This is a genomic window from Salmonella sp. K21076 (assembly GCF_039650795.1).
GTDB classification, from domain to species: domain Bacteria; phylum Pseudomonadota; class Gammaproteobacteria; order Enterobacterales; family Enterobacteriaceae; genus Salmonella; species Salmonella enterica.
The window spans coordinates 97074-110783 of sequence record NZ_JBCLYA010000024.1; the positions used below are offsets into that span (position 1 = coordinate 97074).

11 protein-coding genes and 1 pseudogene are annotated in these 13710 nt (G+C 54.8%); 6 read left to right on the plus strand and 6 right to left on the minus strand.

Annotated elements, in window-relative coordinates; all coding sequences use genetic code 11:
* Window positions 1–7: 7 nt before the first annotated feature.
* From hldE to AAYN39_RS08350, 3 genes are all read right to left on the minus strand, one after another.
* Window positions 8–1441, minus strand: a complete 1434-nt coding sequence (gene hldE, locus AAYN39_RS08340) for a bifunctional D-glycero-beta-D-manno-heptose-7-phosphate kinase/D-glycero-beta-D-manno-heptose 1-phosphate adenylyltransferase HldE (RefSeq protein ID WP_000867682.1) — start codon at window positions 1439–1441, stop codon at window positions 8–10.
* 47 nt (window positions 1442–1488) lie between these two features.
* Window positions 1489–4332 (minus strand): bifunctional [glutamate--ammonia ligase]-adenylyl-L-tyrosine phosphorylase/[glutamate--ammonia-ligase] adenylyltransferase, encoded by a 2844-nt coding sequence (gene glnE, locus AAYN39_RS08345; RefSeq protein WP_000188297.1) that lies wholly within the window; start codon window positions 4330–4332, stop codon window positions 1489–1491.
* A 117-nt stretch (window positions 4333–4449) separates the two neighbouring features.
* Window positions 4450–5751, minus strand: a complete 1302-nt coding sequence (locus tag AAYN39_RS08350) for an inorganic triphosphatase (protein ID WP_000046233.1) — start codon at window positions 5749–5751, stop codon at window positions 4450–4452.
* Window positions 5752–5992: 241 nt separating this feature from the next.
* On the opposite strand from AAYN39_RS08350, the gene AAYN39_RS08355 reads away from it, so the two are divergent.
* Together AAYN39_RS08355 and AAYN39_RS08360 are read left to right on the plus strand one after the other, a co-directional pair.
* Window positions 5993–6607 (plus strand): TIGR04211 family SH3 domain-containing protein, encoded by a 615-nt coding sequence (locus AAYN39_RS08355; RefSeq protein WP_001125344.1) that lies wholly within the window; start codon window positions 5993–5995, stop codon window positions 6605–6607.
* A gap of 62 nt (window positions 6608–6669) precedes the next feature.
* The gene (locus AAYN39_RS08360; protein ID WP_000708457.1) at window positions 6670–7911 is read left to right on the plus strand and encodes a multifunctional CCA addition/repair protein; all 1242 of its coding nucleotides are present in this window, start codon (window positions 6670–6672) and stop codon (window positions 7909–7911) included.
* Between the two features lie 104 nt (window positions 7912–8015).
* Here the strand turns inward: AAYN39_RS08360 and bacA are convergent, their stop codons facing one another.
* Both bacA and folB read right to left on the minus strand, forming a co-directional pair.
* Complete coding sequence (gene bacA, locus AAYN39_RS08365) at window positions 8016–8837, minus strand: undecaprenyl-diphosphate phosphatase (RefSeq protein ID WP_001281933.1); 822 nt, start codon at window positions 8835–8837, stop codon at window positions 8016–8018.
* A 97-nt stretch (window positions 8838–8934) separates the two neighbouring features.
* Window positions 8935–9294: a bifunctional dihydroneopterin aldolase/7,8-dihydroneopterin epimerase gene (gene folB, locus AAYN39_RS08370; RefSeq protein WP_001681574.1), complete on the minus strand. Its 360-nt coding sequence runs from the start codon at window positions 9292–9294 to the stop codon at window positions 8935–8937.
* Window positions 9295–9400: 106 nt separating this feature from the next.
* Here folB and plsY point away from each other — a divergent pair, with 106 nt between their 5' ends.
* Together plsY and AAYN39_RS08380 are read left to right on the plus strand one after the other, a co-directional pair.
* Entirely contained in the window at window positions 9401–10012 is a 612-nt protein-coding gene (gene plsY / locus AAYN39_RS08375; RefSeq protein WP_001272784.1) for a glycerol-3-phosphate 1-O-acyltransferase PlsY, read from the plus strand.
* Window positions 10011–10139 (plus strand): annotated as a pseudogene (locus tag AAYN39_RS08380) (fumarate hydratase); the annotation flags it as partial. The gene plsY and the pseudogene AAYN39_RS08380, both read left to right, overlap by 2 nt.
* Before the next feature lie 122 nt (window positions 10140–10261).
* On the opposite strand, the gene tsaD reads toward AAYN39_RS08380, so the two are convergent.
* A complete protein-coding gene (gene tsaD / locus AAYN39_RS08385; RefSeq protein WP_001264383.1) occupies window positions 10262–11275 on the minus strand; it encodes a tRNA (adenosine(37)-N6)-threonylcarbamoyltransferase complex transferase subunit TsaD in 1014 nt (337 codons plus the stop codon).
* Between the two features lie 227 nt (window positions 11276–11502).
* Between tsaD and rpsU the strand changes: the two genes are divergently transcribed.
* Together rpsU and dnaG are read left to right on the plus strand one after the other, a co-directional pair.
* Window positions 11503–11718 carry a 30S ribosomal protein S21 gene (gene rpsU / locus AAYN39_RS08390; RefSeq protein ID WP_001144069.1) on the plus strand — a complete coding sequence of 72 codons (216 nt, stop codon included), beginning with the start codon at window positions 11503–11505 and terminating at the stop codon, window positions 11716–11718.
* A gap of 235 nt (window positions 11719–11953) precedes the next feature.
* Window positions 11954–13699: a DNA primase gene (gene dnaG, locus AAYN39_RS08395; protein WP_000918867.1), complete on the plus strand. Its 1746-nt coding sequence runs from the start codon at window positions 11954–11956 to the stop codon at window positions 13697–13699.
* The last annotated feature ends 11 nt before the right edge of the window (window positions 13700–13710 follow it).

Here is a 13710-nt window from a genome sequence, read left to right on the forward strand (position 1 = left end):
CGCGGTTTTACTTCTCGCTCTCGGTCTGGATCTTTTTGATGATATTGGTCGTGGAACAACCATCTTCGAAGTTCAGCACCATGACTTCGCCGCCGTTGGCCCAGACCTCTTCGCTGCCCGCGATCTCTTCCGGCTTATAGTCGCCGCCTTTTACCAGCAGATCCGGCAGAATACCGGCAATCAGTCGTTGCGGCGTATCCTCTTCAAAAGAGACAACCCAGTCGACCGACTCCAGCGCGCCCAGCACGATCATACGCTGTTCGAGCGGATTAACCGGACGGCTTTCGCCTTTCAGACGTTTAGTCGAGGCGTCACTATTGACCGCAACAATCAGGCGGTCGCCCAGTTTGCGCGCGTTCGCCAGATAAGAGACGTGGCCCGCGTGCAGAATATCGAAAACGCCGTTGGTCATGACCACTTTCTCGCCACGCTTACGCGCGCTGGCGACGGCCTGTCTCAACTCCTCTTCGGTCATGACGCCGAAGCCGGTATCCGCGCGTCCGCGCACTGCGTTTTCCAGCTCAATAGGGGAAACCGTTGACGTCCCGAGTTTACCTACCACTACGCCCGCCGCCGCATTGGCGAAATAACACGCCTCCTCCAGGGTATTTCCCGCCGCCAGCGTCGCCGCCAGCACGCCGATCACCGTATCGCCCGCACCGGTAACATCATAAACTTCCTGCGCCTGCGTCGGCATATGTAGCGGCGCTTTATTCGGTTGCAGCAGCGTCATTCCCTGTTCGGAACGCGTGACCAACAGCGCGGAAAGGTCGTAATCGGCAATGAGCTTCATGCCGCGTTCAACCAGTTCGTCTTCGCTTTTACATTTCCCCGCAACCGCCTCGAATTCAGAAAGGTTTGGCGTCAGCAGCGTGGCGCCGCGGTAACGTTCAAAATCCGTTCCTTTCGGATCGATGAGCACCGGCACGCCCGCCTGGCGCGCTAGGGAAATCATAGTCTGCACGCTGGTCAGAGCGCCTTTGGCATAATCGGACAATACCAGCGCGCCGATCGATCCCAGCGCCTGGTTGATACGCTCATGCAACGGCTGCGGGTCCACGCCCTCAAAGCCTTCTTCAAAATCAAGACGAATGAGCTGCTGATTACGTGATAGTACGCGCAGTTTGGTAATCGTCGGATGCGTCGGCACAGAAACGAAGTCGCACTTCACATTGACCTCCGCCAGCGTTTTGCTCAGCGCGCGCGCGGCGTCATCAATACCCGTCAGGCCGACCAGACGGGCGTTCGCTCCCAGAGACGCAATGTTCATCGCCACGTTCGCCGCGCCGCCCGGACGTTCCTCAACGGTATTTACCTTAACCACGGGCACCGGCGCTTCCGGTGAAATACGGCAAGTGGGGCCATACCAATAGCGATCCAGCATTACATCACCCACAACCATGACGCCTGCACGTTCAAACGCTGGCAGATTTACTTTCATTCCTGTCTCCTGAGAGATTCAAAATTTGCGCGCGATAATAGCATAATTCAAACGGCTACCAGCCACTTCCGCCAGCTTGCCTGCACCAGCGCGCGCTCTTTGCTAAAACATGTCTGCGCCACATGACCGGGAAGCTCCTGCAACGCCAGGTGGTGCAGTTCATCACGCAGTGTGGTGTAGGCTACCGTCAGCGCCTGCGCTTCGTGTTCATCCATAATGCCGTTTTGCGCCAGAAGCTCCAGGATGCGCACGTTATCAGACCAGCGCGTTAATTTAGGTTTTTCATGAGCGTAGCGCAGTACCAGATATTGCGCGATAAACTCAATATCCGTAATACCGCCTTCATCAGCTTTAATATCAAAACGATCGCGATGCTTATTGCCGAGATGCGCCCGCATTTTCTCGCGCATTTCACGCACTTCAGTCTGCAATGTCTTACCGTCACGCGCCGTCGTCATGATAGTGCGGCGCACCGCATCAAACTGTGAGGTAAGCTGCGGGTCGCCATATACCACGCGAGCGCGTACCAACGCCTGATGTTCCCAGGTCCAGGCTTCATGCTGCTGATAATCGGCAAACGCGTCCGCTGAAGTCACCAGCATTCCAGCCGCGCCAGAGGGGCGTAGACGCGCATCCACCTCATACAAAATGCCGGAGGAGGTGCGCGTACTGAACAGATGCATAATGCGCTGCGCCAGGCGCAGATAAAACTGCCGCCCGTCGATTTCGCGTTCGCCGTTGGTCATGACGTCCATCGGACAGTCATGCAGGAAGATGAGATCCAGATCGGAACTGTAGCCCAGCTCCCATCCGCCCAACTTGCCATAACCGACGACCGCAAACCCCCGCCCCTGGCGTTCGTCCAGATGCGCTGGCTGACCATAACGCGCAACCATTTGCGTCCACGCCTGCTGCACCACAGCATCAATCATCGCCTCCGCCAGCCATGTGAGGTGATCGCTCACTTTCATCACCGGCAGCGTACCGGCAATATCCGCCGCCGCAATCCGCAAAAGCTGTGCCTGTTTAAACTGGCGTAATGCCTCCAGTTGTTGTTCTTCGTCCTCTTCCGGCACGCGCAGCAAATACTGGCGTAATTCGTCGCGGTAAGCGTCGGTAGCCGTCGGCTGATAAAGCGTGCCGGGGTCGAGCAGTTCATCAAGCAACAACGGATAACGCGCCAGTTGGCTCGCTATCATTGGCGAAGCGGCGCAGAGCATAATCAGGTGTTTCAGCGCGCCGGGAAATTCGCTCAGCAGCTCCAGATAGGTGGTGCGAGTGACAATCCCCGCCAGCAACGGCGTTATCCGCGATAGCGTAACAGCGGCGTCTTCGCGGGAACAGACGTCAGCAAGCAGGTGCGGCATCAGTTGGTCCAGCACCTGCCGCCCGCGCGGGCCGATAGGGCGTTTATCCAGTTCCTTACGGAAGTCAGCGATAAGGGTCAGAACCTGTCGCCGATCCTCATCGGCTAAATGCGCCAGCACTGGCGTCGAATCATCCTCCTGTAGCGCATCCTGCCATACTTCACGCCACGGCTCTGAACGTTCTTCCTCCTGCGGGGTATCGGCTTCATCATCGCCAATTAATTCGTTGAATACGCGGCGTACATTAGCCATATGATCCGTCAGTTCGCCAACAAGCTGCGGCCAGTTCTCCGCCTTCATTCCCCAGGCCAGCCGCGCCCGATTCAGATCGTCGGCAGGCAACGTTTGCGTCTGTTCGTCATTGATGCTTTGCAGCAGATTCTCCAGACGACGTAGAAAAAGATAGGCCACGCGTAGTTGCGCCACGTCATTCTCAGGCAGCAAATGCAGCGCAGCGATAGCATCCAGCGTCGGCAGTAACGAACGCGACTGTAGCGACGGCTCGCGTCCGCCGCGGATCAGCTGGAATACCTGCACGATAAACTCAATTTCCCGAATACCGCCCGCGCCAAGTTTAATGTTGTCTTTCAAACCGCGGCGTCGCACTTCGCGGGCGATCATCCCTTTCATATTACGTAGCGACTGGATGACGCTGAAATCGATATAGCGGCGGAAAACGAAAGGCCGCAGCATGGCGCGTAATTCACGAGACCAGGCGTCGTCGTTATCGCCCATTAGCCGCGCTTTCACCATGGCGTAGCGTTCCCAGTCGCGTCCTTGCTCCTGATAGTAATCCTCCAGCGCGGCAAAACTCAGTACCAGCGGGCCGCTGTCGCCAAACGGTCGCAGGCGCATGTCTACCCGATAGACAAAACCATCCATTGTGGGCTGATCCAGCGCTTTGATCAGCCGCTGCCCGAGACGCGTAAAAAACTGGGCGTTATCGAGTTCACGACGCCCGCCCCGGGTCTCGCCATGTTCCGGCCAGGCGAAAATCAGATCGATATCAGACGAAAAATTCAGTTCGCCGCCGCCCAGCTTGCCCATGCCTAAAATCAGCAGCGGCTGCGGAACGCCCTGCGGGTTACAGGGGGTTCCCCATTCGCGGCAACAGGCGGCATACAGCCAGTCGCGCGCCCCGACGATGAGCGTCTCCGCCAGATGGCTCAACTGTTGTAAAATAGTCTCATCGTCCACCAGCGACAGCGTCTGTGCCCAGGCGATGCGTACCATGATGCGACGACGAAAAAGCCTCAGCTCACGCATCAGCGAGGCGTCGTCACAGACACCTGCCAACGCCTCCTGTAACCAGCCAGCGTAATGTCGCCATTCATCAGCCTGCGGCGATGCGGATTCCAGTTCGGCAAGCCACTCCGGATGCGCTATCACGCTATCCAGCGCAAAATCGCTAAATGTAAGCACTGACTTCGCCTGCGCGCTAAGCGATGTCTCAGTAAATCCTTCTGGTAGGCGCTCAACAACGGTCTGCCAGTACTGCGATAAGGGTGAAGAGAGCGGCGTCATTTAGGGGATATCCTTTAAATAATGCCGGATGGCGGCGTTTCGCCTGATCCGGCCTACAAGTCCGCATACCGTAAGCCTGATAAGCGCAGCGTCATCAGGCGCTTTCTACGGTTCTGATTATCGTTTTCCGCTGTGCAACCAGAACGGCTGCTGGTTGATGGCCTCATTACGGAAATGTTCAATTTCAATACGTTGCCCGGTAATAATGGCGTGACGCAATCCCTGCCAGTTTTCCAGCCATGCCTGCGCGACCATCGCATCATAATACCCGGCCAGCAGTAAAACGCTGTCGATATCGCGAGTCAAACGCGGCAACTGGTCGCGATACTTATCACCCAGCGGTTGTCCAAAAACTTTTTTTAATTCAGCAGCATGACGAGAAAGATGAATGTCGGCGAAACGCTTAAAAGAATCGGCCATTTTGGCCTGCGCCTTCGCGTCCAGAAATGGCTGCCAGGCTTTCGTCACCAGCCATTCCGTCAATGCCAGTTTCGCCATCGCCGTTTGCGTACTATAAACGGCTGTGACGGCGGACACCGCGGATGTCATCGTCGCTTCCGCCTGGGTAAGTAGATCACGTAAGTGAGCGCTCGCTTTACGTGGAACAATGCCACCAAAAAGCATTAAGGCATGGCGCACTAATCCCATAGCATCCAGCACATGTTCTTTCGCCGACTCGTCGCCGCGCAGCCAGAGCTCTTCATGGTACTGCCACTGTGACAACGCCAGATCCAGCGAGGCCTCCAGCCCTTGCTCTACCGTAGCTTTCGCGGCAGTCCGCAGAATTGCCGTTGGTGTATTCTCTCGCGGCGCATTCCCCTGCGCCAGGTGATAACCTCGCGCCGCCTTACTCAGACTGCCCTGACGCAAACCGGTTTGCGACAGCAGTTGCTTCGCCAGTTTTAACACGGCGCGCGTATCGCCGCGAAGCAACTCAAGCTCCAGCTCACAAATTGGTTCGGCAAACTCGCCCGCTTTTACGTCGCCGAGATCGAGCGCAATTTCAATCCTGCTGCCGTCAACGTCCAGACACCATTTTTCCCGGTAAAAATCGGTACTGAACAGCGGCTGTACGCTTGATGCCAGGCCGTCGGGCAGGTTGCCATCCGGCCAGACCTCCGCCGGAAGTTGCGTCAGATCCAGCACGGGTTCGCTTAGCGCAACATTGTATTCGGGTCGCTGGTGCAGCCCGCCCGTTACCCGGCCGGCAATTTTCATGGTCATTTCATAGCGCCCATTTTCACCACGAATACGCAGCCCCATATCATGGCGGCGTAGCCAGTTATCAGGCGTTTCGAAATAGATATTCAGCAACTGGCTGGGCGCATGATGCTCGCCGCCGAGCGTATGAAGATGATTTCGCAGCGCATCTACGGCGTCGTGATTGACGATAAACTTTAATTCGATTTCCTGAGCCATGGCCTTGTACTTATGGGTTATGTCACATCTGGGAAGATTCTTGGCGAACTTACCCGCATTATTTTTGTCAGTAGATAGTATTTTGCGCCAAATTGCCATGCAACGAGCAATTTGACGGGCGTAAAAGTTTGACGTAGCGGCAAAGGCGACACAGATGATTCCGATTGATGTCGACTGCTTTGCGTAGCGACACTGATGCCGTTACTATCGTTCCACTTTCTCTGACAATAACGACAGCCTGATGCCAAAATTACGCCTGATTGGACTAACTTTACTTGCGCTTAGCGCCACCGCCGTCTCTCATGCTGAAGAGACGCGTTACGTTTCTGATGAACTGAATACCTGGGTCCGCAGCGGTCCGGGAGATAATTATCGCCTTGTGGGTACCGTCAACGCCGGCGAGGAAGTCACGCTCTTACAGAGCGATGCCAACTATGGTCAAATTAAAGACAGTTCTGGTCGTACTGCCTGGATACCGTTAAAAGAACTGAATACCACGCCAAGCCTGCGTACCCGCGTGCCGGATCTGGAAAATCAGGTCAAAACGTTAACCGATAAACTCAACAATATTGATACCACGTGGAATCAGCGCACCGCCGACATGCAGCAGAAAGTGGCGCAAAGCGACAGCGTCATCAACGGGCTAAAAGAAGAGAACCAGAAGCTGAAAAACGAGCTGATTGTCGCGCAGAAAAAAGTTAGCGCCGCGAATCTGCAACTGGATGACAAACAGCGCACCATTATTATGCAGTGGTTTATGTATGGCGGCGGCGTATTGGGTATTGGCTTGCTGTTAGGGCTGGTGCTGCCGCATATGATCCCAAGCCGTAAACGCAAAGACCGCTGGATGAACTAAATCGCCTTCTCTGCGGCACTGTCTTATCATTAGAGGATGATCGTTTTTAAAAGGAAAGTGGCGTGAAGATTTATCTGGTCGGTGGTGCGGTTCGGGATGCGTTGTTAGGGCTACCGGTTAAAGATAAAGATTGGGTCGTTGTCGGCGCCACGCCGCAGGAGATGCTTGATGCGGGCTACCAGCAGGTAGGCCGTGATTTTCCTGTGTTTCTCCACCCGCAAACTCACGAAGAATACGCGCTGGCGCGTACCGAGCGTAAATCCGGTTCCGGCTACACGGGTTTCACCTGCTATGCCGCGCCGGACGTTACCCTGGAAGCCGACCTCCAGCGTCGCGATCTGACCATTAATGCTCTGGCGCGCGACGATGACGGACAGATTATCGACCCTTACCACGGGCGCCGGGATCTGGAGGCGCGTCTACTGCGCCATGTCTCTCCGGCGTTTGGCGAAGATCCCTTGCGCGTATTGCGCGTGGCGCGTTTTGCCGCCCGTTACGCTCATCTTAGTTTCCGTATCGCCGATGAAACACTGACGCTAATGCGCGAAATGACCGCGGCAGGCGAGCTGGAACATCTGACGCCGGAACGGGTATGGAAAGAGACGGAAAATGCGCTTACCACCCGCAATCCGCAGGTTTACTTCCAGGTATTGCGCGACTGCGGCGCCCTGCGCGTCCTGTTTCCGGAAATCGACGCCCTGTTTGGCGTACCCGCGCCGGCAAAGTGGCATCCGGAAATTGATACCGGAGTTCATACGTTGATGACGCTGTCGATGGCCGCCATGCTCAGTCCGCAGCTTGATGTCCGTTTCGCCACGCTTTGTCATGATGTGGGCAAAGGCTTAACGCCGAAAAACCTCTGGCCGCGCCATCATGGCCACGGCCCGGTGGGCGTGAAACTGGTCGAACAGTTATGCCAGCGTTTGCGCGTCCCCAATGACCTGCGTGATTTAGCTAAACTGGTCGCCGCGTACCACGATCTGATTCACACCTTTCCGATACTCCAGCCGAAAACGATCGTTAAGCTGTTTGACGCCATTGATGCATGGCGTAAACCGCAGCGCGTCGAGCAGATTGCGCTGACCAGCGAGGCCGATGTCCGTGGACGTACCGGCTTTGAAGCGTCGGATTACCCGCAGGGGCGCTGGCTGCGCGAAGCCTGGCAGGTGGCCCAAGCGGTACCAACGAAAGAGGTGGTGGAGGCCGGATTTAAGGGCATTGAGATTCGCGAGGAGCTGACGAAGCGACGAATTGCAGCGGTCGCCAACTGGAAAGAGAAGCGCTGCCCGAACCCCGCCAGCTAAACGCCATCCGGCACGATAAATTGCCTGATGGCGCTGCGCTTATCAGACCGACAAAACTGTTAGGCCGGACAAGGCGGTACGCCGCCATCCGGCACGGTCAATCATCAGAAGAAGACAACGTAAACGGCAGCCGCCACCACAAAGCGGTAAATCGCAAACGGAATAAACGAGATACGCTTAATCAGTTGCAGGAAGGTCTTGATGGCGATCAGCGCCACCACAAACGCCGTCACAAAGCCCACCGCGAACATTGGAATATCCGCTGCGGTCAGGAATGACCAACTTTTGTAGAGATCCAGAACCGTTGCGCCCATCATCATCGGCACAGCCAGTAAGAACGAGAACTCGGAGGCGGCGTAACGGCTGACGCCCATCAGCATCCCACCGGAAATGGTCGCTCCGGAACGCGAGAAGCCCGGCCACAGCGCCAGACACTGGAAACAGCCAATCATAAACGCCTGACGATACGTCATATCATCCAGCCCCGGCGCGCGCGGTTCTTTCGGCTTCAGGCACTCGGCGGCAATCAGCAACAGACCGCCTACCACCAGCGCATACATCACGTTAATCGGGTTAAATAGCGACTTGATCGTGTCATGAAAGACTAACCCCAGCACCACCGCCGGAATCATGCCCAGCAGGATGTGAATCAACGTTAATCGACCTTTACTTTCACCTTCACGCTGTAGCGGGCGGCCAAAGTGAATACCGATGAGACCAAACAACCGCCGCCAGAACATCACCACGACCGCCAGAATAGATCCAAGTTGAATCACCACTTCGAATGTCTTGGCCGTATCGCCTTCAAACCCCAGCAGATGACCCACAATAATCATATGGCCCGTGCTGGATACCGGCAAAAACTCCGTCAATCCTTCGACCACACCCAAAATTGCCGCTATCAGCAGCGAGTGCATATCGCTCATCAATAAACCCCTAAAATGAAAAACACTGCAAAAATGGATCTCGCGTTAAGACCCCATATATAACCGTTTGGTTTAAAAAATATAAAATTATTTATTTTTATTTCAGATTATTGCCACGCTCAATAATTACCCCTACGTTCGCCGCGCGCGCGACGGCGCTAGGCTTGCTCAGTTTGATGCGAACCCACGGAGAATTGAATCGGCTAAGCAGTAGATCCGCCACCTCTTCCGCCACACGCTCGACCAGAGCAAAACGCCCGCCTTCAACATGATTTATCACCGTGTCGGCGATATCCGCGTAACTTAGACAATCTGCGACATCATCGCTTTTCGCCGACTTGCGGTTATCCCATGCCATTTCGATATCGAACACCAGTTTTTGCTCGATAGTCTGTTCCCAGTCGTAAACACCGATAGTGGTGATTACCGAAAGTTGCTCTATAAATACAATATCCATCACGACCTGCCTGCTTTTTGGCTAACCCGGATACCACTTCCGGCGAAATGTGCGTATTATCCACAGAAATAGTAAATAAAACGACACTTTCAATACGGAACAGCTTATGAGTGCAATCGCGCCTGGAATGATCCTCTTCGCGTACCTCTGCGGCTCAATTTCCAGTGCCATTCTGGTTTGCCGCATCGCCGGGCTGCCCGATCCGCGAGAAAGCGGCTCCGGCAACCCGGGCGCGACGAACGTATTACGAATCGGTGGCAAGGGAGCGGCTGTCGCGGTACTTATTTTTGACATCCTTAAAGGCATGTTGCCCGTCTGGGGCGCGTATGCGTTAGGCGTTACCCCTTTCTGGCTGGGGCTTATCGCTATCGCCGCCTGTCTGGGACATATCTGGCCGGTCTTTTTTGGCTTTAAAGGCGGGAAAGGCGTAGCAACCGCGTTTGGCGCCATTGCGCCCATCGGCTGGGATTTAACCGGCGTCATGGCAGGCACCTGGCTGCTGACGGTCCTGTTAAGCGGTTATTCATCGTTAGGGGCGATTGTCAGCGCCTTGATTGCGCCGTTTTACGTCTGGTGGTTTAAACCGCAGTTCACTTTCCCGGTGTCGATGCTGTCATGTCTCATTTTGCTGCGCCATCATGACAACATCCAGCGTCTGTGGCGTCGCCAGGAGACGAAAATCTGGACGAAGCTGAAAAAGAAACGCCAGAAAGATTGAGCTGGAACTGCGTCTGGAAGAGGGCCTCAACCGTCTGGGGATCGGCCCACAAGGGTTGACCGGCAATAGCTCGGTGATAGGCGTACATATCGAATCCGCCGCGCGTCACCCTTCCACCATTGGCGTGGTTAGGCGCGATTTTCGGCCTGATTTTCCTGGTGCTGCTGATCGTCTCCAGGCTGTTGTGGATGCCCATCGTTTTGCTGTAAATCCGTTGGGGCGGCATGATGTCGCCCCCTTTTTCCGCTTTTACGCCGCCGGCAGCTCGGCCAGCGGCCAGCGCGGACGTACCGTTACGCCAAGATCCGCCGTAACGCCCGCCTTAAACCGCACCATTCCGGCATAGGCGATCATCGCCCCGTTGTCGGTACAAAATTCCGGGCGCGCATAGAACACTTCGCCGCGGCGTTTTTGCATCATTTCGGCAAGCTTCGCACGCAGCGTGCGGTTAGCGCTGACGCCGCCCGCCATGACAAGACGCTTAAAACCGGTGCTTTCCAGCGCGCGCTTGCACTTGATCATCAGCGTATCCACGACCGCATCTTCAAAAGCGCGCGCGATATCAGCGCGAGTTTGTTCGTCGTCGCCATTACTACGAATGGTGTTAGCGGCAAAGGTTTTCAGACCGGAAAAACTAAAATCCAGCCCCGGGCGATCGGTCATCGGGCGCGGAAAGACAAAACGCCCCGCCGTCCCCTGCGACGCCATTTTCGACAGCATCGGGCCGCCAGGATAATCCAGCCCCAACAATTTGGCGGTTTTATCAAACGCTTCACCGGCGGCATCGTCAATCGACTCTCCCAGCAGTTCGTACTGACCGATTCCGGTCACGCTAATGAGCTGCGTATGTCCGCCGGAGACCAGCAGCGCCACAAACGGGAAATCCGGAGGGTTATCTTCCAGCATTGGCGCCAGCAGATGACCTTCCATATGGTGTACAGGAATGGCTGGCACATTCCAGGCAAATGCCAGCGAACGCCCGACGGTTGCGCCGACCAGCAGCGCGCCGACCAAGCCCGGGCCTGCGGTATAGGCCACCGCGTCGATATCGCTCGCCGTCAGAGCGGCTTCTTTTAATGCCGCCTGAATCAGCGGCACGGTTTTACGCACATGATCGCGGGAAGCCAGTTCAGGCACTACGCCGCCGTAATCAGCATGTAATTTCACCTGACTATACAATTGGTTGGCTAACAGACCTTTTTTGTCGTCGTAAATAGCGATGCCGGTTTCATCGCAAGATGTTTCAATACCCAGTACACGCATGACTTGTTTTACCTCGCTCTAATACCGCGCAGTGTAGGTCGAATGCGGGTGGATGTATACCCTCAGTCCCGACTTCGTGTATACTCCCTCCCCTTATAAAAGTCCCTTTCAAAAAAGGCCGCGGTGCTTTACAAAGCAGCAGCAATTGCAGTAAAATTCCGCACCATTTTGAAATAAGCTGGCGTTGATGCCAGCGGCAAACCGAATTAATCAAAGGTGAGAGGCACATGCCGGTAATTAAAGTACGTGAAAACGAGCCGTTCGACGTAGCTCTGCGTCGCTTCAAGCGTTCCTGCGAAAAAGCAGGTGTTCTGGCGGAAGTTCGTCGTCGTGAGTTCTATGAAAAACCGACGACCGAACGTAAGCGCGCTAAAGCTTCTGCAGTGAAACGTCACGCGAAGAAACTGGCTCGCGAAAACGCACGCCGTACTCGTCTGTACTAATCTTTTGAGAGCGGGCTGCTCTCAATTCAGATCGAGTTGTAGTTGTAAGGCCGTGCTTCCGAAAGGAATGCGCGGCTTGTTTTCGTTTATGCATTAGCATATACACAAAATCATTCATGCTACGTCCAGGCGGCAAGAGAGCAAGTCCCCGGCGCTTACGCAAGTCAGCGACAGGGGTGAGCAAACGTAGCCAACACTACGGCAGCCTGAAGAATGACGTGTATAAAAGGGGCATATGGCTGGACGAATCCCACGCGTATTTATTAATGACCTGCTGGCGAGAACCGATATCGTCGATCTGATCGACGTGCGCGTAAAACTCAAGAAACAGGGCAAGAACTATCACGCGTGTTGTCCATTCCATAATGAGAAAACCCCTTCTTTCACCGTAAACGGTGAAAAACAGTTTTATCACTGCTTTGGATGCGGCGCGCATGGCAATGCGATCGACTTTTTGATGAATTACGACAAGCTCGAATTTGTCGAAACCGTCGAAGAATTAGCGGCCATGCATAACCTGGAAATTCCCTATGAAGCAGGCACCGGGCTTAGCCAGATAGAGCGCCATCAACGGCAAAACCTCTATCAGTTGATGAATGGTCTGAATGACTTTTATCAGCAGTCGCTTACCCATCCTGCGGCAAAACCTGCGCGTGACTATCTGCAAAAGCGCGGTCTGAGCGCTGAAATTATTCAGCGTTTCGCCATTGGCTTCGCGCCGCCTGGTTGGGATAACGCGTTAAAGCGCTTCGGTAATAACAGCGATAACAAGGCATTGTTGCTGGATGCCGGAATGCTGGTCAATAACGAGCAGGGCAGCACTTACGATCGTTTCCGTAATCGGGTCATGTTCCCTATTCGGGACAAACGCGGCAGGGTGATTGGTTTTGGCGGTCGAGTTCTGGGGAACGACACGCCGAAATACCTTAACTCTCCGGAAACGGACATTTTCCATAAAGGCCGCCAGCTATATGGTCTTTATGAGGCTCAGCAATATAGTGCTGAACCGCAACGCTTGCTTGTGGTCGAAGGTTATATGGATGTCGTCGCACTAGCGCAATACGACATTAACTATGCGGTCGCCTCGCTGGGTACCTCAACCACGGCAGACCATATGCATATGTTATTCCGGGCGACGAACAACGTAATTTGCTGTTACGACGGCGACCGGGCTGGCCGTGATGCCGCCTGGAGAGCGCTGGAAACAGCAATGCCTTATATGACCGACGGTCGGCAGGTACGCTTTATGTTTTTACCTGACGGCGAAGACCCGGATACGCTGGTGCGTAAAGAAGGCAAGGCGGCTTTTGAAGCGCGGATGGAGCAGGCGCAGCCGCTCTCTACGTTTCTGTTTAATAGCCTCCTGCCGCAGGTGGATTTAAGCTCGCCGGATGGCAGCACGCAGTTAGCCGCGCTGGCGCTGCCGCTCATTAATCAGGTGCCTGGCGACACGCACCGTATTCAGCTGCGCCAGACGTTGGGGCTGAAGTTAGGCATTTTCGATGATAGTCAGCTTGATCGTTTAGTGCCAAAACAGGCGGAAAGCGGCGTTTCCCGCCCGGCTCCGCAGCTAAAACGCACGACCATGCGTATACTGATAGGATTACTGGTGCAAAATCCGGATCTCGCGCCGTTAGTGCCGCCCTTAGACGCGCTGGATCAGAATAAGCTGCCTGGACTTGGCTTATTTAAAGAATTGGTCAAAACTTGTTTGGCTCAGCCAGGTCTTACTACCGGACAACTTCTGGAACTCTACCGTGGCACAAATGATGCTGCGACCCTTGAAAAATTATCGATGTGGGACGATATAGCAGATAAGGCGATTGCCGAAAAGACCTTTACCGACTCACTCAACCATATGTTTGATTCGCTGCTGCAACTGCGACAAGAAGAGCTGATCGCTCGCGATCGCACTCACGGTTTAAGCAGCGAAGAACGCCGAGAGCTCTGGACGTTAAACCAGGAGCTGGCCAGAAAATGAATTTAACGGCT

Excerpts from the sequence above, each read along its gene's own strand:
- hldE (WP_000867682.1), bottom strand. The coding sequence starts at position 1,441 with ATGAAAGTAAATCTGCCAGCGTTTGAACGTGCAGGCGTCATGGTTGTG.
- glnE (WP_000188297.1), bottom strand. The coding sequence starts at position 4,332 with ATGACGCCGCTCTCTTCACCCTTATCGCAGTACTGGCAGACCGTTGTT.
- AAYN39_RS08350 (WP_000046233.1), bottom strand. The coding sequence starts at position 5,751 with ATGGCTCAGGAAATCGAATTAAAGTTTATCGTCAATCACGACGCCGTA.
- AAYN39_RS08355 (WP_001125344.1), top strand. The coding sequence starts at position 5,993 with ATGCCAAAATTACGCCTGATTGGACTAACTTTACTTGCGCTTAGCGCC.
- bacA (WP_001281933.1), bottom strand. The coding sequence starts at position 8,837 with ATGAGCGATATGCACTCGCTGCTGATAGCGGCAATTTTGGGTGTGGTC.
- folB (WP_001681574.1), bottom strand. The coding sequence starts at position 9,294 with ATGGATATTGTATTTATAGAGCAACTTTCGGTAATCACCACTATCGGT.
- plsY (WP_001272784.1), top strand. The coding sequence starts at position 9,401 with ATGAGTGCAATCGCGCCTGGAATGATCCTCTTCGCGTACCTCTGCGGC.
- tsaD (WP_001264383.1), bottom strand. The coding sequence starts at position 11,275 with ATGCGTGTACTGGGTATTGAAACATCTTGCGATGAAACCGGCATCGCT.
- rpsU (WP_001144069.1), top strand. The coding sequence starts at position 11,503 with ATGCCGGTAATTAAAGTACGTGAAAACGAGCCGTTCGACGTAGCTCTG.
- dnaG (WP_000918867.1), top strand. The coding sequence starts at position 11,954 with ATGGCTGGACGAATCCCACGCGTATTTATTAATGACCTGCTGGCGAGA.